This window comes from Streptomyces sp. R35, assembly GCF_041053035.1.
In the GTDB taxonomy this organism is placed as follows: Bacteria; Actinomycetota; Actinomycetes; order Streptomycetales; family Streptomycetaceae; genus Streptomyces; species Streptomyces lutosisoli.
The window spans coordinates 6,587,476-6,608,560 of sequence record NZ_CP163440.1; the positions used below are offsets into that span (position 1 = coordinate 6,587,476).

The 21,085-nt window shown below is 68.4% G+C and carries 16 protein-coding genes; 11 read left to right on the top strand and 5 right to left on the bottom strand.

Annotated elements, in window-relative coordinates; genetic code table 11:
- Positions 1 to 66 precede the first annotated feature (66 nt).
- The 10 genes from secE (at position 67) to AB5J50_RS30030 (ending at position 14,378) form a co-directional block, all read left to right on the top strand.
- Positions 67 to 348, top strand: a complete 282-nt coding sequence (secE, locus tag AB5J50_RS29985) for a preprotein translocase subunit SecE (RefSeq protein WP_067367170.1) — start codon at positions 67 to 69, stop codon at positions 346 to 348.
- Between the two features lie 77 nt (positions 349 to 425).
- Positions 426 to 1,304, top strand: coding sequence for a transcription termination/antitermination protein NusG (gene nusG / locus AB5J50_RS29990; RefSeq protein ID WP_327430960.1), 879 nt, complete (start codon positions 426 to 428; stop codon positions 1,302 to 1,304).
- A gap of 193 nt (positions 1,305 to 1,497) precedes the next feature.
- Positions 1,498 to 1,932, top strand: coding sequence for a 50S ribosomal protein L11 (gene rplK / locus AB5J50_RS29995; protein ID WP_018543896.1), 435 nt, complete (start codon positions 1,498 to 1,500; stop codon positions 1,930 to 1,932).
- A 94-nt stretch (positions 1,933 to 2,026) separates the two neighbouring features.
- Positions 2,027 to 2,752 carry a 50S ribosomal protein L1 gene (rplA, locus tag AB5J50_RS30000; RefSeq protein ID WP_330306688.1) on the top strand — a complete coding sequence of 242 codons (726 nt, stop codon included), beginning with the start codon at positions 2,027 to 2,029 and terminating at the stop codon, positions 2,750 to 2,752.
- A gap of 192 nt (positions 2,753 to 2,944) precedes the next feature.
- Complete coding sequence (locus AB5J50_RS30005) at positions 2,945 to 3,856, top strand: hypothetical protein (protein ID WP_369261303.1); 912 nt, start codon at positions 2,945 to 2,947, stop codon at positions 3,854 to 3,856.
- Between the two features lie 118 nt (positions 3,857 to 3,974).
- On the top strand, positions 3,975 to 4,844 hold the full coding sequence (locus AB5J50_RS30010; RefSeq protein WP_369261304.1) for a DUF1396 domain-containing protein: 870 nt from the start codon (positions 3,975 to 3,977) through the stop codon (positions 4,842 to 4,844).
- Positions 4,845 to 5,212: 368 nt separating this feature from the next.
- Complete coding sequence (gene rplJ, locus AB5J50_RS30015; RefSeq protein WP_327430965.1) at positions 5,213 to 5,743, top strand: 50S ribosomal protein L10; 531 nt, start codon at positions 5,213 to 5,215, stop codon at positions 5,741 to 5,743.
- A gap of 112 nt (positions 5,744 to 5,855) precedes the next feature.
- The gene (gene rplL, locus AB5J50_RS30020; RefSeq protein WP_361676750.1) at positions 5,856 to 6,239 is read left to right on the top strand and encodes a 50S ribosomal protein L7/L12; all 384 of its coding nucleotides are present in this window, start codon (positions 5,856 to 5,858) and stop codon (positions 6,237 to 6,239) included.
- 639 nt (positions 6,240 to 6,878) lie between these two features.
- Entirely contained in the window at positions 6,879 to 10,364 is a 3,486-nt protein-coding gene (gene rpoB / locus AB5J50_RS30025; RefSeq protein ID WP_369261305.1) for a DNA-directed RNA polymerase subunit beta, read from the top strand.
- A gap of 114 nt (positions 10,365 to 10,478) precedes the next feature.
- The gene (locus tag AB5J50_RS30030; RefSeq protein WP_369261306.1) at positions 10,479 to 14,378 is read left to right on the top strand and encodes a DNA-directed RNA polymerase subunit beta'; all 3,900 of its coding nucleotides are present in this window, start codon (positions 10,479 to 10,481) and stop codon (positions 14,376 to 14,378) included.
- A 71-nt stretch (positions 14,379 to 14,449) separates the two neighbouring features.
- Here AB5J50_RS30030 and AB5J50_RS30035 read toward each other — a convergent pair whose 3' ends face one another.
- Positions 14,450 to 15,364: a M48 family metalloprotease gene (locus AB5J50_RS30035; RefSeq protein WP_369261307.1), complete on the bottom strand. Its 915-nt coding sequence runs from the start codon at positions 15,362 to 15,364 to the stop codon at positions 14,450 to 14,452.
- 18 nt (positions 15,365 to 15,382) lie between these two features.
- Between AB5J50_RS30035 and AB5J50_RS30040 the strand changes: the two genes are divergently transcribed.
- Complete coding sequence (locus AB5J50_RS30040; protein WP_369261308.1) at positions 15,383 to 15,556, top strand: hypothetical protein; 174 nt, start codon at positions 15,383 to 15,385, stop codon at positions 15,554 to 15,556.
- Between the two features lie 377 nt (positions 15,557 to 15,933).
- Here the strand turns inward: AB5J50_RS30040 and AB5J50_RS30045 are convergent, their stop codons facing one another.
- The 4 genes from AB5J50_RS30045 to AB5J50_RS30060 are packed head-to-tail and all read right to left on the bottom strand — an operon-like array spanning position 15,934 to position 20,896.
- Complete coding sequence (locus AB5J50_RS30045) at positions 15,934 to 16,452, bottom strand: Pycsar system effector family protein (protein ID WP_369261309.1); 519 nt, start codon at positions 16,450 to 16,452, stop codon at positions 15,934 to 15,936.
- Positions 16,449 to 17,870 (bottom strand): PE-PGRS family protein, encoded by a 1,422-nt coding sequence (locus AB5J50_RS30050; protein ID WP_369261310.1) that lies wholly within the window; start codon positions 17,868 to 17,870, stop codon positions 16,449 to 16,451. The genes AB5J50_RS30045 and AB5J50_RS30050 overlap by 4 nt, the downstream gene beginning before the upstream one ends.
- A gap of 3 nt (positions 17,871 to 17,873) precedes the next feature.
- Positions 17,874 to 20,051, bottom strand: a complete 2,178-nt coding sequence (locus AB5J50_RS30055; RefSeq protein WP_369261311.1) for a hypothetical protein — start codon at positions 20,049 to 20,051, stop codon at positions 17,874 to 17,876.
- Entirely contained in the window at positions 20,048 to 20,896 is an 849-nt protein-coding gene (locus AB5J50_RS30060) for a hypothetical protein (RefSeq protein WP_369261312.1), read from the bottom strand. The genes AB5J50_RS30055 and AB5J50_RS30060 overlap by 4 nt, the downstream gene beginning before the upstream one ends.
- Positions 20,897 to 21,085: the final 189 nt, after the last annotated feature.

The window sequence follows — 21,085 nt, forward strand, 5'->3', positions numbered from 1 at the left end:
GCAATGCACCGCCGTGCGGCTCAACCGGGCGCGGCACGGCCACGACCCGGAATCAGGTGAGGACGAGTGACGGACGCCGTGGGCTCCATCGACATGCCTGATGCCGAGGCGCCCGAGTCCCAGAAGAAGGCTCGCAAGGGCGGCAAGCGTGCCAAGAAGGGCCCGCTGAAGCGCCTCGCCACCTTCTACCGCCAGATCGTCGCGGAACTCCGCAAGGTCGTCTGGCCGACTCGCAATCAGCTGACGACGTACACCACAGTGGTGATTGTGTTCGTCGTCATCATGATCGGCCTGGTGACCGTGATTGACTATGGGCTCAACCACGCCGCCAAGTACGTCTTCGGCTGAGCCGAGAGCGAAGGGCGCCGTCACCGGCGCCCCTTTCGCGTGTTCCACCCCCATGTATCCAGGAAGAAGCAGCCACCGTGTCTGACCCGAACCTGAACGACGCCATCGAGTCGGTCGAGTCCGTAGACGACGAACTCGACATCGTCGAGGGCGCGGACGTCGAGGACGACGAGGTCGAGGCTGCCGACGCTGCCGCCGGCGAGCCCGCCGAGGAAGCGGCCCTGCACGTCGAGGACGAGTCCGGTGAGGACGTCGAGGACGAGGACGTCTCCGAGGAGGACCTCGCCGTCGACGCCGAGGACGCCGACGAGGAAGAGGCCGAAGAAGAGGCCGAGCCCGTCGACCCCGTCACCGCCCTGCGCGAGGAGCTGCGCACGCTCCCCGGCGAGTGGTACGTCATCCACACGTACGCCGGTTACGAGAACCGCGTGAAGACCAACCTCGAGCAGCGCGCCGTCTCGCTGAACGTCGAGGACTTCATCTTCCAGGCCGAGGTGCCGCAGGAAGAAGTCGCGCAGATCAAGAACGGCGAGCGCAAGACGATCAAGCAGAACAAGCTCCCGGGCTACGTCCTGGTCCGCATGGACCTGACGAACGAGTCCTGGGGCGTCGTCCGCAACACCCCCGGCGTCACCGGCTTCGTGGGCAACGCCTACGACCCGTACCCGCTGACCCTGGACGAGATCGTCAAGATGCTCGCCCCGGAGGCCGAGGAGAAGGCCGCCCGCGAGGCCGCCGAGGCCGAGGGCAAGCCCGTCCCGCAGCGCAAGCTCGAGGTCCAGGTGCTGGACTTCGAGGTCGGCGACTCGGTCACCGTCACGGACGGCCCGTTCGCCACGCTGCAGGCCACGATCAACGAGATCAACGCCGACTCGAAGAAGGTCAAGGGCCTCGTCGAGATCTTCGGCCGCGAGACCCCGGTCGAGCTCTCCTTCGACCAGATCCAGAAGAACTAGCTCCTTCTGGACGTACGTCTTCCGAACAGGTCAGACGGGCTGTCACAGCCGGTCTGACCTGCTCGGTTTTTAGCCGCGCACAGATACCCGTTATCGTTGTGCGGTATGCCTCCATCCGGATCATCACCTCGGTTGAAGGCAGCCGTCCGGGGCGACTCGGACGTAGGAAGGCGAAAACGAAAGAGGACCCGGAATGCCTCCCAAGAAGAAGAAGGTCACGGGGCTTATCAAGCTCCAGATCAACGCCGGTGCGGCGAACCCGGCCCCGCCGGTCGGCCCCGCGCTCGGCCAGCACGGCGTCAACATCATGGAGTTCTGCAAGGCCTACAACGCCGCGACCGAGTCGCAGCGTGGCTGGGTGATCCCGGTGGAGATCACGGTCTACGAAGACCGCTCCTTCACCTTCGTCACCAAGACTCCGCCGGCCGCCAAGATGATCCTCAAGGCCGCGGGTGTCGAGAAGGGCTCCGGCGAGCCGCACAAGACCAAGGTCGCCAAGATCACCGAGGCGCAGGTCCGCGAGATCGCCACCACCAAGATGCCCGACCTCAACGCCAACGACCTGGACGCCGCGTCGAAGATCATCGCCGGCACCGCCCGTTCCATGGGCATCACGGTCGAGGGCTGACACCCACCTTCGTAGGAACCATGCGGCCTCGGCCGCACGTGGCAGGGCCTGCTCGGTCCGCACCACGACTCCTCAGAACACATCAGGAGCAGCAGTGAGCAAGCGCAGCAAGTCTCTCCGCGCTGCGGACGCCAAGATCGACCGGGAGAAGCTTTACGCCCCGCTCGAGGCCGTCCGTCTCGCCAAGGAGACCTCCACCTCGAAGTTCGACGGCACCGTCGAGGTCGCCTTCCGCCTGGGTGTCGACCCGCGCAAGGCCGACCAGATGGTCCGTGGCACCGTGAACCTCCCGCACGGCACCGGTAAGACCGCCCGGGTCCTGGTCTTCGCGACCGGTGACCGTGCCGAGGCCGCACTCGCCGCGGGTGCCGACATCGTCGGCTCCGACGAGCTCATCGACGAGGTCGCGAAGGGCCGTCTGGACTTCGACGCCGTCGTCGCCACCCCGGACCTCATGGGCAAGGTCGGCCGCCTGGGCCGCGTGCTCGGTCCCCGTGGCCTGATGCCGAACCCGAAGACCGGCACCGTGACCCCGGACACCGCCAAGGCTGTGACCGAGATCAAGGGCGGCAAGATCGAGTTCCGCGTCGACAAGCACTCGAACCTGCACTTCATCATCGGCAAGACCTCGTTCGACGAGACCAAGCTGGTGGAGAACTACGGCGCCGCGCTGGACGAGATCCTTCGTCTGAAGCCGTCGGCCGCCAAGGGTCGCTACATCAAGAAGGCCACGATCAGCACCACGATCGGCCCCGGCATTCAGCTCGACTCGAACCGCACCCGCAACCTCCTCGTCGAGGAGGACCCGGCCGCCGTCTGAGCCTCCCGCTCACCCCGGTGACCGCGTCGCGTACGCGTTCTTGACACGGGCCCCGCAACCTTTCGAGGTGCGGGGCCCGTCTCCTTTTCCGGAGACGTTCCCGGGGCGAACCCCGGGACGATATTCCGGATACGGGTGTCAGTGCGCTGCGCTAGCGTGCAGAGCACAGGATTCGCATAGGGGTGGGGACCAATGAAGAGCACGACCGTGCGCCGCGTGACCCTTTCGATCGCGCTGACGACCGCTCTGGCGGGGGTGGCCGCCTGTGGTTCCTCCGGCGGCTCGGGGAGCTCCGGCAAGGACGACAAGGCGGTGCACAAGGGCACGACGCACGTCAGCCCCATAGCCGCCCTGCGCTCCGCCGAGAAGTCCACTGACGGCGCCGACTCCGCCAAGGTCGAGTCCTCGACCACCATGGGCACGATGATGTCCATGACGGCGAACGGCACCATGGGCTGGGCCGACGGTCTGACCGGAACCATGACGATCACGTACACCGGCGGCACGATGGCCGACACGATGCGTCAGACGGGCAGCACGTCCATGCAGGCCCGCTATCTGCCGGACGCCTACTTCGCGAAGATGAGCGACAAGTTCGCCGAGCAGACCGGCGGCAAGCACTGGATCAGGTACGGGTACGACGATCTGGCCAAGCTCGGCGGCAGCTCGGGTGCGTACCTCAAGGACCAGATGCAGAACACCACGCCGAACCAGTCGGTGAAGCTCCTGCTGGCCTCCGGCGACGTCAAGAAGGTCGGCGAGGACAGGGTGCGCGGCGAGCAGACCACGCACTACTCGGGCACGGTGAACGTCGCGGACCTGGCGACCAAGAGCTCCAACCTCAGCGCGAGCCAGCTGGCCGACCTGAAGAAGCAGCTCACGGCGGCCGGCGTCAGCACCGAGAAGGTCGACATCTGGGTCAACGGCGACGACCTGCTGGTCAAGAAGGTCGAGAAGGGCGAGCTGTCCAGCGGCACGATGTCCTCCACGGCGTACTACAGCGACTACGGCGTGAAGGTCTCCGCCACGGAACCCCCGGCGAGCGACACCGCCGACTTCAAGGACCTGCTGAAGGCGCAGAGCACGGGCGGCACCACCTCCTGATCGCACCTCCGGATCAAACCTCCTGAACCCCACAAAACTCAGAAGACCGCCTGAACCCCCTGGGTTACGCTCACGGCCGACTGTCTGTGAATCGACCATTTGTTTCCTGGGGGGAATCATGGGGTTTTCCGTGGATGCGGCCGTGCGGCGCCGAGCGGCGGGCGCGACGCTCGCCGTCCTGGTCCTCGGCGGGGGCGGCGTCGCTTGTACGAAGAGCGGCGCGGGGGAGTCGCCCAAGATGTCGCCCGCGGCGGCCGTCGCCAGGGCGGCGAAGAACGCGGATGACATCACCTCCCTCCACTACCGCATGTCGGGCCGCGTCCCGGAGGAGGGCCGGGTCGGGGGCGAGGGGGCGCTGAGCCTGAAACCGCCGGTCATGAGCCTGAGGACGGCCGCGCTGGACGGGCCCGACAAGGGGAAGAGCGTCGAGATGCGGCTGGTCGACGGGGTGCTGTACATGGGCGGAGGCGCCGAACCCGTCGGGGGGACGGACGGCAAGCACTGGATGAAGTTCGACCTGTCCGGGCACAGCCGCACGTCCGGCGGGATGACGTTCGACACCACCAAGTGGCGGGACGAGACCGGCAAGAATCCGGCCCAGGAGGCCGGCTTCCTGGCCGGCTCCAAGGACGTGAAGAAGGTCGGCACCGAGAAGGTCGACGGCGTCCGGACCACCCACTACAAGGGGACCGTGACCCTCGACGCCATCCGCGCGGACCTGAAGACCAAGGACAAGGCGGTGCGGGAGCGGCGCGAGAAGAACCTCAAGCAGTACGAAGAGATGGGCGCCGACAAGCTCACGATGGACCTGTGGATCGGTCCGGACGACCACACCAAGCAATTCCGGGTGCGCGCCGCCGCCGACAAGGGCCCGTTCGACGTCACCATGACCTTCCTCGACTACAACAAGCCGGTGACCATCAAGGCCCCGGCCGCCAAGGACACGGTCGACCTCGCCAAGGCCATGAAGGACGCCCAGAAGGGCTGAGCCGACCGGAACCACAACGTCGTACGCCCGGAACCACGACGACGTAAGACCGGAACCACGACGTCGTGCGACCGGAACCATGGCCTCGTACGACCGGATTTGCCTGACGTCGACGCCTTCACGTACTCTCCTCCCGAAGCCAAAGACCGCTGGTCGTTGCCTTGCGCTCGTAAGAGGGCGGGGTGACCGAAGGATCCGCTGAAACTGCGGACGACCCGCGTAGGTGACTGTGGATGTGCTCCCGGAGTTCGTAAGCCCAGCTTGCGGACGTACCGGTCGAGCTACGCCCCGTGCGCCTGCGCCGGGGCGTTTCGTTTTGTCAGCCCCTTCTGAGCGGTCCTCATCACCCGGAAGGAGGCCGACGCTCTATGGCAAGGCCCGACAAGGCTGCCGCGGTAGCCGAGCTCGCGGATGCGTTCCGCAGCTCGAACGCCGCCGTGCTGACCGAGTACCGGGGTCTCACCGTGGCGCAGCTCAAGACGCTGCGTCGTTCGCTCGGTGAAGACGCCCAGTACGCCGTGGTGAAGAACACGCTGACCAAGATTGCGGCCAACGAGGCCGGGATCTCTACGCTCGACGACCTGTTCAACGGTCCGACGGCGGTCGCCTTCATCACCGGTGACCCGGTGACGTCGGCGAAGGGTCTTCGTGACTTCGCCAAGGACAACCCGAACCTCGTCATCAAGGGCGGTGTCCTTGACGGCAAGGCGCTGTCCGCCGACGAGATCAAGAAGCTTGCGGACCTTGAGTCCCGCGAGGTTCTGCTCAGCAAGCTGGCTGGTGCGTTCAAGGGCAAGCAGTCCCAGGCTGCCTCGCTCTTCCAGGCGCTCCCCTCGAAGTTCGTCCGCACCGCGGAGGCGCTTCGTGCCAAGCAGGCCGAGCAGGGCGGTGCCGAGTAATTCGGCTCGCGCATTGACCGCCGCCGCCTGAGGCGACGGTCGTAGCGGGCCGAACGTACGCCCGCCTCACCAGTACATCCGGCACCTGCCGAATTAGTGGAAGGACGCCATCATGGCGAAGCTGTCCCAGGAAGAGCTGCTCGAGCAGTTCGAGAACCTCACCCTCATCGAGCTCGCCGAGTTCGTGAAGGCCTTCGAGGAGAAGTTCGACGTCACCGCCGCCGCCGCGGTCGCCGTTGCCGGTCCCGCCGTCGCCGGTGCGCCCGCCGAGGCCGCTGAGGAGCAGGACGAGTTCGACGTCATCCTCACGGGTGCCGGCGAGAAGAAGATCCAGGTCATCAAGGTCGTGCGTGAGCTGACCTCGCTGGGTCTGAAGGAGGCCAAGGACCTCGTCGACGGCGCTCCGAAGCCGGTCCTCGAGAAGGTCGCCAAGGAGGCCGCTGAGAAGGCTGCCGAGTCCCTCAAGGGCGCCGGCGCCTCCGTCGAGGTCAAGTGACCCGACGAGTCCGCCAGGACTCCTGCGACGAGCTGACGCAGCCGCTCAAGTAGCGCTGTAACGCTGACGCACTGAAGAGCGATCACCCATCTGGGTGGTCGCTCTTCGGCGTTCCAGGGGTCCCCGTAGCGGCTGCCTTGCGCTGTCGGTCGCGACGAGTATGGTGATCTTCGTTGTGCCTCCAGCCACCCCGTGACGGGCTACAGGACGGGTTGCAAGACGGGCGGCACGTGACGATCGCAGCACTTGCTCAGGGCATGGGGGGCCTTGACGAACCGCACGCAGCGCGCAATTCTCAGGACGCGTCGTCACAACGATCCGGATCCGAGGCATGGATCGACGGCGAAGAGGGCAGTATCGATGTGCATTGAGGGCGTGGCTTGCCGCAGGTGTTGAGAACAACGAGGGTCTCAAAAAACCGGGACTGGACATCAGTGGGCCTTGTGGCTACACTGACCCTTTGCGCTGCCTGTTAGCTGCCTCCTGCCCGTCACCAGGGGCATGCCCTCGCTTGAGCACCGATGACTTGATCATCCCTGACCTGGCCTTATCCGGCTGAATCAGGAACGGCCTGTCTCTGTGTCCCAGTGGGGGGCCGGTACGCGCGTAGTGAGTCCGAGCCCTCGGAAGGACCCCCTCTTGGCCGCCTCGCGCACTGCCTCGACCGCGAATACGAACAACGGCGCCAGCACCGCCCCGCTGCGCATCTCCTTTGCAAAGATCAAGGAGCCCCTCGAGGTTCCGAACCTTCTTGCGCTGCAAACCGAGAGCTTCGACTGGCTGCTCGGCAACGACGCGTGGAAGGCTCGTGTCGAGGCGGCTCTGGACAGTGGACAGGACGTCCCCACGAAGTCCGGTCTGGAGGAGATCTTCGAGGAGATCTCTCCGATCGAGGACTTCTCCGGGTCGATGTCGCTCACTTTCCGCGACCACCGCTTCGAGCCTCCCAAGAACTCCATCGACGAGTGCAAGGACCGCGACTTCACGTACGCGGCCCCGCTCTTCGTCACGGCTGAGTTCACCAACAACGAGACCGGCGAGATCAAGTCCCAGACGGTCTTCATGGGCGACTTCCCGCTCATGACCAACAAGGGCACCTTCGTCATCAACGGCACCGAGCGTGTCGTGGTGTCGCAGCTCGTCCGCTCGCCGGGCGTCTACTTCGACTCCTCCATCGACAAGACGTCCGACAAGGACATCTTCTCCACGAAGGTCATCCCGTCCCGGGGTGCCTGGCTGGAGATGGAGATCGACAAGCGCGACATGGTCGGTGTCCGCATCGACCGCAAGCGCAAGCAGTCCGTCACCGTCCTGCTCAAGGCTCTCGGCTGGACGACCGAGCAGATCCTCGAGGAGTTCGGCGAGTACGAGTCCATGCGCGCCACCCTGGAGAAGGACCACACCCAGGGCCAGGACGACGCGCTGCTCGACATCTACCGCAAGCTGCGTCCGGGCGAGCCCCCGACGCGTGAGGCCGCGCAGACGCTGCTCGAGAACCTCTACTTCAACCCCAAGCGCTACGACCTCGCGAAGGTCGGCCGCTACAAGGTGAACAAGAAGCTCGGCAGCGAAGCGCCGCTGGACGCCGGGATCCTGACCGTCGAGGACATCATCTCGTCGATCAAGTACCTGGTGAAGCTGCACGCCGGTGAGACCGAGACCGTTGGTGACAACGGCGCCTCGATCGTCGTCGAGACCGACGACATCGACCACTTCGGCAACCGTCGTCTGCGCAACGTCGGCGAGCTCATCCAGAACCAGGTCCGCACGGGTCTGGCTCGTATGGAGCGCGTCGTCCGTGAGCGCATGACGACTCAGGACGTCGAGGCGATCACGCCGCAGACCCTGATCAACATCCGGCCGGTCGTCGCCTCCATCAAGGAGTTCTTCGGCACCAGCCAGCTGTCGCAGTTCATGGACCAGAACAACCCGCTGTCGGGTCTCACCCACAAGCGCCGTCTGTCGGCTCTTGGCCCGGGTGGTCTCTCCCGTGAGCGGGCCGGCTTCGAGGTCCGTGACGTGCACCCGTCGCACTACGGCCGCATGTGCCCGATCGAGACCCCTGAAGGCCCGAACATCGGTCTGATCGGCTCGCTCGCCTCCTACGGCCGGGTCAACGCGTTCGGTTTCGTCGAGACCCCGTACCGCAAGGTCACCGGTGGTGTCGTCACCGACGAGGTCGACTACCTGACGGCCGACGAAGAGGACCGATTCGTCATCGCGCAGGCCAACGCGCCGCTGACGGACGAGCTCCGCTTCGAGGAGTCCCGCGTCCTGGTCCGCCGTCGTGGCGGAGAGGTCGACTACGTCCCCGGTGACGACGTCGACTACATGGACGTCTCCCCGCGCCAGATGGTGTCGGTCGCGACCGCCATGATCCCGTTCCTCGAGCACGACGACGCCAACCGTGCCCTCATGGGCGCGAACATGATGCGTCAGGCCGTGCCGCTGATTAAGTCCGAGGCGCCGCTCGTCGGCACCGGCATGGAGTACCGCTGCGCCGTCGACGCCGGCGACGTACTCAAGTCGGAGAAGGACGGTGTGGTCCAGGAGGTCTCCGCGGACTACGTCACCACCGCCAACGACGACGGCACGTACACCACGTACCGCCTGCACAAGTTCTCCCGCTCGAACCAGGGCACCTCCGTCAACCAGAAGGTTGTCGTGGACGAGGGCGCCCGGATCGTCGCCGGCCAGGTTCTGGCCGACGGTCCGGCGACCGAGAACGGCGAGATGGCGCTCGGCAAGAACCTGCTCGTGGCGTTCATGCCGTGGGAGGGTCACAACTACGAGGACGCGATCATCCTGTCGCAGCGCCTCGTGCAGGACGACGTCCTCTCCTCGATCCACATCGAGGAGCACGAGGTCGACGCCCGTGACACCAAGCTCGGCCCCGAGGAGATCACCCGGGACATCCCGAACGTCTCCGAGGAGGTCCTCGCCGACCTCGACGAGCGCGGCATCATCCGCATCGGTGCCGAGGTCGTCGCCGGCGACATCCTGGTCGGCAAGGTCACGCCCAAGGGTGAGACCGAGCTGACCCCGGAGGAGCGCCTGCTCCGTGCGATCTTCGGTGAGAAGGCCCGTGAGGTCCGTGACACCTCGCTGAAGGTGCCGCACGGCGAGATCGGCAAGGTCATCGGCGTCCGCGTCTTCGACCGTGAAGAGGGCGACGAGCTGCCGCCGGGCGTGAACCAGCTGGTTCGTGTCTACGTGGCGCAGAAGCGCAAGATCACGGACGGTGACAAGCTCGCCGGCCGCCACGGCAACAAGGGTGTTATTTCGAAGATCCTTCCTATCGAGGACATGCCGTTCCTCGAGGACGGAACTCCGGTCGACATCATCCTCAACCCGCTCGGTGTCCCGTCCCGAATGAACCCGGGACAGGTTCTGGAGATCCACCTCGGCTGGCTCGCCAGCCGCGGCTGGGACGTCTCCGGTCTCGCCGACGACTGGGCGCAGCGCCTGCAGGCCATCGAGGCCGACCAGGTCGCCCCGGGCACCAACGTCGCCACCCCCGTCTTCGACGGTGCGCGTGAGGACGAGCTCGCGGGTCTGCTGCAGCACACCATCCCGAACCGCGACGGCTCGCGCATGGTCCTCCCGACCGGCAAGGCGCCGCTGTTCGACGGCCGCTCCGGCGAGCCGTTCCCGGAGCCGGTCTCGGTCGGCTACATGTACATCCTCAAGCTCCACCACCTGGTCGACGACAAGCTGCACGCCCGGTCGACCGGTCCGTACTCGATGATCACCCAGCAGCCGCTGGGTGGTAAGGCCCAGTTCGGTGGCCAGCGCTTCGGTGAGATGGAGGTGTGGGCGCTGGAGGCTTATGGCGCCGCGTACGCCCTCCAGGAGCTGCTGACCATCAAGTCCGACGACGTCACCGGCCGCGTGAAGGTCTACGAGGCCATCGTCAAGGGCGAGAACATCCCCGAGCCCGGCATCCCCGAGTCCTTCAAGGTGCTCATCAAGGAGATGCAGTCTCTCTGCCTCAACGTGGAGGTGCTGTCCAGCGACGGTATGTCCATCGAAATGCGTGACACCGACGAGGACGTCTTCCGCGCGGCGGAGGAGCTCGGCATCGACCTGTCCCGGCGCGAGCCGAGCAGCGTCGAAGAGGTCTGACGGGAGTCCGACGGGCCTTCGAACACCTGTGGAAAAGGTGACGAAGGCCCGGCGGCCCCAGGACCCCCGTATCAGACCCCTAAGACTTACAACCCTGAGAGGGATTGACGCATAGTGCTCGACGTCAACTTCTTCGATGAGCTCCGGATCGGTCTGGCCACCGCTGACGACATCCGTCAGTGGAGCCACGGCGAGGTCAAGAAGCCCGAGACCATCAACTACCGCACCCTCAAGCCCGAGAAGGACGGACTCTTCTGCGAGAAGATCTTCGGTCCGACCCGGGACTGGGAGTGCTACTGCGGCAAGTACAAGCGCGTCCGCTTCAAGGGCATCATCTGTGAGCGCTGTGGCGTCGAGGTCACTCGCGCCAAGGTGCGTCGTGAGCGGATGGGCCACATTGAGCTGGCCGCTCCTGTCACCCACATCTGGTACTTCAAGGGCGTTCCGTCGCGGCTGGGCTACCTGCTCGACCTCGCCCCGAAGGACCTCGAGAAGGTCATCTACTTCGCGGCGTACATGATCACGTACGTCGACGACGAGCGCCGCACCCGTGACCTGCCCTCGCTGGAGGCGCACGTCTCCGTCGAGCGTCAGCAGATCGAGAACCGTCGCGACTCCGACCTCGAAGCCCGCGCCAAGAAGCTCGAGACCGACCTGGCCGAGCTTGAGGCCGAGGGCGCCAAGGCCGACGTACGCCGCAAGGTGCGCGAAGGTGCCGAGCGTGAGATGAAGCAGCTGCGTGACCGTGCGCAGCGCGAGATCGACCGTCTCGACGAGGTGTGGACCCGCTTCAAGAACCTCAAGGTCCAGGACCTGGAGGGCGACGAGCTCCTCTACCGCGAGCTGCGTGACCGCTTCGGCACGTACTTCGACGGTTCGATGGGTGCCGCGGCGCTGCAGAAGCGCCTGGAGTCCTTCGACCTGGACGAGGAGGCCGAGCGCCTCCGCGAGATCATCCGTACCGGCAAGGGCCAGAAGAAGACCCGTGCGCTGAAGCGGCTGAAGGTCGTGTCTGCCTTCCTGCAGACCTCCAACAGCCCCAAGGGCATGGTCCTCGACTGCGTCCCGGTCATCCCGCCGGACCTTCGCCCGATGGTGCAGCTGGACGGTGGCCGCTTCGCGACCTCCGACCTGAACGACCTGTACCGCCGTGTGATCAACCGCAACAACCGCCTCAAGCGACTCCTTGACCTCGGTGCCCCCGAGATCATCGTGAACAACGAGAAGCGCATGCTTCAGGAGGCCGTCGACGCGCTCTTCGACAACGGCCGTCGTGGTCGCCCGGTCACGGGCCCCGGCAACCGTCCGCTGAAGTCGCTGTCCGACATGCTCAAGGGCAAGCAGGGTCGATTCCGTCAGAACCTGCTCGGCAAGCGTGTGGACTACTCCGCGCGTTCCGTGATCGTCGTCGGTCCGCAGCTGAAGCTGCACCAGTGTGGTCTGCCCAAGGCCATGGCGCTGGAGCTCTTCAAGCCGTTCGTGATGAAGCGCCTGGTCGACCTGAACCACGCGCAGAACATCAAGAGCGCCAAGCGGATGGTCGAGCGCGGCCGCACGGTCGTCTACGACGTCCTCGAAGAGGTCATCGCCGAGCACCCGGTTCTGCTGAACCGTGCGCCCACGCTGCACCGCCTCGGCATCCAGGCCTTCGAGCCGCAGCTGGTCGAGGGCAAGGCCATCCAGATCCACCCGCTCGTCTGCACCGCGTTCAACGCGGACTTCGACGGTGACCAGATGGCCGTGCACCTGCCGCTCTCCGCGGAGGCGCAGGCCGAGGCCCGCATCCTGATGCTGTCCTCGAACAACATCCTGAAGCCGGCTGACGGTCGCCCCGTCACCATGCCGACCCAGGACATGGTTCTTGGTCTGTTCTTCCTCACCACCGACGGCGAACTCCGCGACGTCAAGGGCGAGGGCCGTGCGTTCGGCTCCACCGCCGAGGCGACGATGGCGTTCGACGCCGGGGAGCTCGCGCTCCAGTCGGCCGTCGACATCCGCTTCCCGGTGGGTACCATCCCGCCGCGCGGCTGGACCCCGCCGGCCCGCGAAGAGGGCGAGCCGGAGTGGCAGCAGGGTGACACCTTCCGCCTCCGTACGACGCTGGGCCGTGCGCTCTTCAACGAGCTGCTGCCCGAGGACTACCCGTTCGTCGACTACTCGGTGGGCAAGAAGCAGCTCGGCGAGATCGTCAACGACCTGGCCGAGCGCTACCCCAAGGTCATCGTGGCGGCGACGCTCGACAACCTGAAGGCGGCGGGCTTCTACTGGGGCACCCGCTCCGGCGTCACCGTGGCCATCTCCGACATCGTCGTCCCCGACGCGAAGAAGGAGATCGTCAAGGGCTACGAGGCGCAGGACGAGAAGGTCCAGAAGCAGTACGAGCGCGGTCTGATCACCAAGGACGAGCGCACGCAGGAGCTCATCGCGATCTGGACCAAGGCGACCAACGAGGTTGCCGAGGCGATGAACGCGAACTTCCCGAAGACGAACCCCATCTTCATGATGGTTGACTCGGGTGCCCGAGGAAACATGATGCAGATGCGTCAGATCGCCGGTATGCGTGGTCTGGTGTCGAACGCCAAGAACGAGACGATCCCGCGTCCGATCAAGGCCTCCTTCCGTGAGGGCCTGTCGGTGCTGGAGTACTTCATCTCGACGCACGGTGCTCGTAAGGGTCTGGCGGACACGGCCCTCCGTACCGCCGACTCGGGTTACCTCACCCGTCGTCTGGTCGACGTCTCCCAGGACGTCATCATCCGCGAGGAGGACTGCGGCACCGACCGTGGCCTCAAGCTGCACATCGCGGAGCGCGGCGCGGACGGTGTCCTGCGCAAGGCGGAGAACGTCGAGACCAGCGTGTACGCACGTGCGCTGGCCGAGGACATCACCGTCGACGGCAAGGTGCTGGCCCCGGCCAACACCGACCTCGGCGACGTCCTCATCGACGAGCTCGTCAAGCACGGCATCGAGGAGGTCAAGACCCGCTCGGTCCTGACCTGCGAGTCCGCCGTCGGCACCTGCGCCATGTGCTACGGCCGTTCGCTGGCCACCGGCAAGCTGGTCGACATCGGTGAGGCGGTCGGCATCATCGCCGCCCAGTCCATCGGTGAGCCCGGCACGCAGCTGACGATGCGTACCTTCCACACCGGTGGTGTGGCCGGTGACGACATCACCCAGGGTCTGCCCCGTGTCGTCGAGCTCTTCGAGGCTCGTACGCCCAAGGGTGTCGCCCCGATCTCGGAGGCGGCCGGCCGCGTCCGTATCGAGGAGACCGAGAAGACCAAGAAGATCGTCGTCACCCCGGACGACGGCAGCGACGAGACGGCGTTCCCGATCTCGAAGCGTGCCAAGGTCATGGTGCACGAGGGCGACCACGTCGAGGTGGGCCAGAAGCTCACCTTCGGTGCGACCAACCCGCACGACGTGCTGCGGATCCTCGGTCAGCGCGCGGTCCAGGTCCACCTGGTCGGCGAAGTCCAGAAGGTCTACAACTCGCAGGGTGTGTCGATCCACGACAAGCACATCGAGATCATCATCCGGCAGATGCTGCGCCGTGTGACGATCATCGAGTCGGGCGACGCGGAGCTGCTGCCCGGCGAGCTGGTCGAGCGTTCGAAGTTCGAGACCGAGAACCGTCGTGTGGTCCAGGAAGGCGGCCACCCGGCCTCCGGCCGTCCGCAGCTGATGGGTATCACCAAGGCCTCGCTGGCGACCGAGTCGTGGCTGTCGGCGGCGTCCTTCCAGGAGACGACCAGGGTTCTGACGGACGCGGCGATCAACGCCAAGTCCGACTCCCTGATCGGCCTCAAGGAGAACGTCATCATCGGTAAGCTCATCCCGGCCGGTACGGGTCTGTCCCGCTACCGCAACATCCGGGTCGAGCCGACCGAGGAAGCCAAGGCCGCGATGTACTCGGCCGTCGGCTACGACGACATCGACTACTCGCCGTTCGGCACGGGCTCCGGCCAGGCCGTCCCGCTGGAGGACTACGACTACGGTCCGTACAACCAGTGAGCGGTAGGCAGTAGGTAGTACGAAGGGCGGTCACCCCAGCCGGGGTGGCCGCCCTTCGGCGTTCGCGGGCCTCAGCGCGGCAGTTGCAGGTACGGCTCCAGGGCGCGCAGCCGGGTGTAGTTGTCCGGGTGGCTGGTCAGGAGCTTGGCCAGTCCGCCCGGCTCCTTGAGCTTCTTGCCCTGCGCGGCGGCGTACGCCTTCGCCGCGTCCTCCTCGGCCTGGAAGTGGTGCAGGACCTGGGCCATCTCGGTCGCGAAACCGAGCGCCGCGGCCTGCTGGTCGGCGCGCAGCTCGCCGAGGCGGCCGGCGTAGGCGAGCAGGTAGGGCGCGATGACGAGGGGGATGGTGATGTACCAGGCGACGATGAACCCCGCGACCACGAACATCCCCATGAAGAGGACCAGGATCCCGGTCGCGGCCAGCGAGAAGACACTGGCGACGGCGAGCGCGATCCGGGCGAGCCCCCGGGTCAGGGCCCAGGCGATCCGGCCGGGCAGCGAGTACCAGTAGCCGAGCAGCCCGGCCCAGGCGTGACCGCCGGTGTGGTGACCGAGTTCATGGGCGAGCACGGCGGCGAGGTTGCTGCTCGGGATCCGGTTCAGCGAGTAGGTGGTGACGCTGACGACATGGCCGGCGACCGCGGACGCGTTGAGGTCGTCGCTGTTCTCCACCATCAGTTCGTAGGTGTCCGCCTCGATGCCCGCGCGGGCGGTGACCTCGCGCCAGATCGGCTCCAGGCGCGCCCGCTCCTCCGCCAGCGGCGCCCGCAGCTTGACCACGCGCCGGGCGAACAGCAGCTCGGTGGGCCGGTGGAAGACGAGGGCCCCGGAAGCCAGCCAGGCCAGCACGACCAGCCATCCCACCACCGAGCCGAACAGCGGCACCGCGACCGCCGCGACCACGGCGAAGCTCACCAGGAAACCCGGGATCTGCGTCGCCAGCTGCCCTATCGCCGTGGCGTCGGCACCCCGCTGATGAGCCGCCACGTGGACGCGGGAGCCCTCGTGGCGGTAGTCGAGGTCGTCGGGCGCGACGGCCGGCCGCGGCACGAAGGGGGCCGGCTGCGGGGGCTGGGCGGGGTACTGCTGGGCGGGGTACTGCGGGCCGGGGCCGGGGTACGGAGCCGCGGCTCCCGGGTGCTGCGGGTGCTGCGGGGGCGCGCCGGGGTACGCGGGTGAGGCCGCTGGGTACTGCGGCGGCGCGGGGGTGGCCTGCGGGTAGGGCGGGGGAGCGGCCGGGGCACCTGGGTACGGGGGCGGGGTCGCGGCGCCGGGATATTGCGGCGGGGTCGCGGCTCCCGGGTATGAGGGCGGGGGAGTGCCGGCTCCCGGGTACTGGGGCGGGGAAGCGGAGGCGCCGGGGTACTGGGGCGGGGAAGCGGAGGCGCCGGGGTACTGGGGTGGGGGAGTGTCCGCCCCCGGGTATGGGGGCGGGGGAGCGGAGGCGCCCGGGTACTCGGGCGGCGGGGTGGCCGTGCCTGGGTACTGAGGCTCCGGGGACGCCGGTTCTGGTGGCTGGGGCATGGGACTCCTTCGGGTCTTCCTGTCTGGGGACGTCAGCCGATGAGCAGGGCGGTGGGCAGCAGGGCCGTGCCGGCGCAGAAGGCGATCAGGCCGGTGCGGATCCACTGGTGCTTGCGGGCGGCGATACGGCTGGTCTCGGTGAGCGCCGCCGTGAGTCCGGCGGCGGGGTCGCGGTCGGTGTCGGCGAGCGCGGCGGCCAACTGGCCTTCTTGTACGGCCTGTTGGATGTCGCCGAAGTAGCACAGCGGCTGGCCGGGCGCCCAGGAGCCGCGGCGGTAGCGGGGGAGTACGGCGAGGAGCAGCGCGAACAGCGAGAGCGCCAGGGCGGCGGCCCCGGCCCACCACAGGGCGGTCCCGGCCCAGGTCAGCTCCCTCGGCGTCCAGTTCCGCCCGGCCAGCAGCCCGCTGAACACTCCCGCCGTCATCCCGAGCGCCGCCACCAGCACGGACGCCTTGCTGTCGGCCCGGGCGATCTCGCCGCGCAACTCGGTGAGCAGCCGCTCGGCGGTGCGGGCGCCACCGGTCGCGGGCAGGGTGCCGGGGGTGGTCACGCGGACCCCGTTTTGGGGGAGCCCTGCGGCGGTACGTCGGAGGCGGCGGGCTCGCCCGTGCCGGGAGCCGGGGGCACGACGGGGGCGGGGCCCGCGGCGGCGTACGGCGGTGGCGGTGCGTAGGGGGTGCTGGGCGGCTGCGGCGGGCCGTACGGGGCGCCTGGCGGCTGCTGCTGGGCGTACGGCGGCGCCGGTGGCCGGTCCTGCGGTGCCGGGCTGTACGGCTGCTGCGGAGGGGCGGGAGGCGGCGCGGCCTGACCGGCGTACGGGGCCTGACCGGAGTACGGGGGCTGCTCGGCGTACGGGGCCTGACCGGCGTACGGAGGCTGAGGCGCGTACGGCTGTGCGCCGGGCTGTGGCGACTGGCCGGGCTGGGACGGCTGGCCCGGATACGGCGGCTGCGGCGGTACGTACGGCTGTCCGGGCGTCGCCCCCGGGGGCAGCGCCGCCTGGCCGCCGTCCGGCGCGGGCGATGACTGCTGCTGGATCAGGTCGTTGACGGCGCGCAGGGTCGAGCGGGCGGACTCGGCTTTCTGGAAGTCCTCCAGGGTGTCCCCGGCGATCAGTTCCAACTGGGTCTTGATGATGGACAGTTGGTCCCTCTGGATGGAGCCGACGACCAGCTGGGTGTCCTCGGGGTGCTGGGCGAGGTGCAGGGCCCAGGCGCCGACGCCGCCGTGCTGGAGGTGGTACTGGTAGAAGTTGATCTTCTCGGTGATCAGCTGATGGTTCTGCTGCTGGCGCAGGAACTCCAGCTCGTGCTGCTGCCGGGCCTGACGCAGCCGGAACTCGTGCTCGGGGTCGAGCATTTCGGACTCGTAGCGCAGACTCCGCTGCCGCTTGCGGTGCGCGATCGCCTCGTCGTCCAGGCGAAGGCGTACGACGCACGTCACGGCAAGGCCGATGCCTGCCGCGAAACCGCCTGTCTCGACGGCCTGTTGGACCGCGCGCTCGGCGGACGGGCTGTCCTCGATGGGGAAGCGGCGGCTGACCGGCCGTGCGAACTGGTGGAGTTCACGGGTCAGCCGCGTGGGCACATCGCGCTCACCGCTCGCCACGTACGCGATCGGATCCGCCACCCGCCAGGTCAGATCAGCCGTGGCGCCGAACGAGAACGCGTCGTCGTCGCTGGGCAGTTCCAGGTCCAGCTGCACCGGGTGGCTGCCCATGTCCACCTCGTACACCGAGGTGTAGCGGCGGGTCGCCGCGTCCGAACGGCTCGGCCGGTGCGGCGGGATGTAGACGTCGTACGAGCCCTTGGCGGTGACGAAGACGAGCGCGTGGTCGATCGCGGTCATCTGACGCCGGGCGGTGTAGTCGAAGCGCGAGATGGGCTTCACGGTCAGCACGGGGTCTCTCAGCGTGCTGTGCCGGTTGGCGTCCTGCTGCCACTCCGGCTGACGGCGGAACTCCGCCATGGTTCAACTCCTCGATGGATCTGGATCTGTGGTGGAGGGGATCAGTACGCCGAGCAGCCGGTCGGCGATCGGTGGGCGCGGGCCGCCGTCCGGGGCGCGCAGATTGAGCAGTTCGTGGCTGAGGCGCTTGTGGTCGTCCGCCGTCACGACCAGCGCGGGCAGCAGGAACTCCAGGGCGTAGGCCGCGTCCGCCCGGCGCTCGGCGACGTACACCCAGGTGTGCAGGGCGAACAGGGCCCCGCGGGTGTGCGTGCGGTCGCCGAGCGCGGTGCGCCAGAGGGTGGCGAGGTCGCGGGCCGAGTCCGCCTCGTACATGCCCGTGGTGGCGTACCACTCGACGAGCGCGTCCTCCTCGTCGTTGTCGCAGGCACGGACGAACGCGGCGAGTGCGAGCGCGTGGACCGAGGCCGTGTCGTGCTGGAGCAGCCGCACCAGCTCGGAGAGCATCTCGCCGCGCCGGACGCCCACGGAGAGCAGCAGGGCCGTCGAATCGATCAGGTTGTCCGCCTCGGCCTGGCTGCTGCCCCCGGCGCGGGCCCGGGCGGCGAGCGCGCTCAGCGCGGGCCCCGCGAGGTCGGGGCGGAGCGGTGTGAGCAGTCCGAAGGCGCGGATCGCGGTCCAGCGGCGGGCCCAGTGGGAGTCCGTGCACCACTGGGTGAGCAGGCGCAGCACGACGGGCGCGTCGAGGAGCTGGGCGAGTGTGAGGGTGTTCGCCGCGGTGACGCGGGGGCCGAAGGCCTTCGAGACGGCCCAGCCGTCGATCAGCAGCGCCACCGCCGAGGGCAGGTCGGCGGTGGCGAGCAGCGCGGTGGCCGCGGCGGCCCGGGTCCGGACGACCGGGCGGCCGTCGCGGGCCAGCTCCTTCAGCCAGGCGACCAGCGCGGGCCGGGCCGACGGATGGCCCGTCCACACCTCGGTGAGCAGGACGCGCGGGGTGGTCTCCTTGCGGAAGTACGCCGTGAACTGCGGCACCGAGCCCCATTCGGTCGCCTCGTCCCGCACTTCCCCCACGGCCCGCGCCCGCTCCAGGCGGGTCTCGGCGGCGAGCCCGAACACCGGGATCTCCGGCGGCTGTTCGGGGTGCTGGAGTCGCTGGAAGTGCACGAACAGCTGGTCCGCGAGCTCGGCGGCGAGGACGTAGGGCGCCTGGTCGAAGACGGCGAGCGAGATGAGGAACGCCTTGTCCCGCAGGGTGGCTTCGGGGTCGCTCAGCCACTCCTGGCACTGCTGCTCGACCGCGGCCTGCCCGAAGTCCGCGAGCCGTGCCGCCGCTTCCTCGCTGCCGTCGTAACCGGCCACCTCCGCCGCGAACTTGGCGGCCTCGACGGGACGGTGGGCGCCACGGGAGAGGAAGTCGCGTACGGGGGAGAGGGCGAGGAGACCGTCGATGTCCCGGCGGCCGGTCAGGTGTGCGCGCAGCACGGCCGCCGCCTCCGGTGCCTCCCAGCGGGACGGAGTGACTCCCAGCAGGAACGGGGTGTTCTCGACGGTCACCACCAGATACCCGTCGACCTTCTTGAGCTGGTCGCGGGCCACGTTCAGATGGGTGTCCCGCAGCGGCCGGTTGCGGCTCAGCGACAGGTCGCGCAGGACGTGACCGCCCGGGGCGGTGAGCTGCGCGCCCAGGGCCGCGGGGCTCGTCTCCGAGGAGAGGGCGTGCACGGCGGGGACGCCCAGGCGGCGCAGCAGCATGCGGGCGGCCGCGTACCGGCCGCTGGAGTGGGGGCCCGCGAGGACGAGGACGCGTTCCTCGCGCAGCCGGGCCAGGGCGGCCGTGAACACCGGGGTCTCGACGAAGACCGCGGCCAGCGTGTCGAGCTGCTGCCCGGGGATCTCTCCGGAGGCGTAGGCCGCCGAGGCCGCCGGGCCGTGGTGGTGGATCTCCGTCTTGCCGCCCATGAACACATCACGGGCGACACCGCCGGAGACGCCGTGCTGGGCGCCTCCGACCAGGCTGCCGCCGAAGGACGCGGCCTCGCCGAGAATGAATCCCGGGGTGTGCGCGACGAGTTCGCGCTGCGCGGCCCGGGCCTCCTGGGTCCGCTCCACGGGTTCGTCGCCGTGGTCGTTGCCGTGCTCGCCGCCGTCGGCGTGGCGCGGTTCGGCGGTCCGGTGCGGCTCCCTCGGCTCTGCCGGTGGTACGTCGTCGGGGGCCGGCGCCGCGGGCGGGGGCACCGTCACGCCGACTCACCCCCGGACCCGCCCAGGTGGACGTCTCCGGTGACCTGGCCGCCGGAGACGCCGTGCTGGTCGCCGCCGACGAGGCTGCCGCCGAAGGTGGGGGAGCCGCCGTTGAACTGGAAGACGACGCCGCCGGGAGGGGCGGCGGGACTGGCGGCACTGGCAGGGCCGGCAGGTCCGGGGGAAGCGGGCGGTTCCGCGCCCGGCGCCGGGCTCTCCCCCGAGTCACCCGGCGCCGGGGCTCCCCCCTTTTCACTGTGGTCGTCGGTGCCGTGCGGTACCGGGCCGTGCAGCCAGGCCCGCAGCGCTCCGTTCTTGCTGTCCACCGTCACCGGGTGGAAGTCCTCCGCCGGGATGCCGGGGTGGCCGTGGCGCACGATCCCCGTGTGCACGCCCTCCGAGACGCACAGGGCGAAGTCGTTCGCCCGCTCGCGCAGGGCCGCGCGCAGCAGCTGGGCGTCGAGGAGGCGGCAGGCGTGGTTCAGGTCGGAGCCGACCCAGCCGTCGTGGTCGTCGATGGCGACGTAGCCCGTGGCGACGACGCCGCGCAGGCGGATCTGGGCGGAGCTGGATGCCATGCGGTTGACCGCGCGCAGCTGGACGGGGACCTCGGTGAGGAGGGCGCGGAGGAGGGCGGTGACCGAGGCGTTGGCGTCGATCAGTTCCATGACGGAGTCGCCGCGGTCGGCGCGGAGCCTCAGGCGTTCGTCGATGCCGGCGCTTTCCAGGGTGCGGTCGGTGATGTCGTACAACATCCGCCGCAGATAGGCCTGTTCGACGTCGTCCCGGTCGCTGTACTTCTCGATGTCGAGCAGAAGGATGGTCCGGCTCACGGGGTCGGTCATGGTCGCCTTTCGGTGGGGGCCTTGCGCCTGGCAAGCAGGGTGGCGGCCACGGGGGGCGATGTGTGAGGGCGGATGTCCCACTTGAAGTGTGACGGGGTGCACAGAACTCTGCGGGGGTCACTTGGGCCACGGGTTTCGCCCCCGCCGCCCCTACCCGTCCCATCCCCAGGGGCTCCGCCCCCAGACCCC

What these genes read in the sequence shown, in the direction of transcription:
- rplK (WP_018543896.1), top strand. Translation starts at nt 1,498, where the DNA reads ATGCCTCCCAAGAAGAAGAAGGTCACGGGGCTTATCAAGCTCCAGATC.
- rplJ (WP_327430965.1), top strand. Translation starts at nt 5,213, where the DNA reads ATGGCAAGGCCCGACAAGGCTGCCGCGGTAGCCGAGCTCGCGGATGCG.
- AB5J50_RS30050 (WP_369261310.1), bottom strand. Translation starts at nt 17,870, where the DNA reads ATGGCGGAGTTCCGCCGTCAGCCGGAGTGGCAGCAGGACGCCAACCGG.
- rplL (WP_361676750.1), top strand. Translation starts at nt 5,856, where the DNA reads ATGGCGAAGCTGTCCCAGGAAGAGCTGCTCGAGCAGTTCGAGAACCTC.
- AB5J50_RS30005 (WP_369261303.1), top strand. Translation starts at nt 2,945, where the DNA reads ATGAAGAGCACGACCGTGCGCCGCGTGACCCTTTCGATCGCGCTGACG.
- AB5J50_RS30010 (WP_369261304.1), top strand. Translation starts at nt 3,975, where the DNA reads ATGGGGTTTTCCGTGGATGCGGCCGTGCGGCGCCGAGCGGCGGGCGCG.
- AB5J50_RS30060 (WP_369261312.1), bottom strand. Translation starts at nt 20,896, where the DNA reads ATGACCGACCCCGTGAGCCGGACCATCCTTCTGCTCGACATCGAGAAG.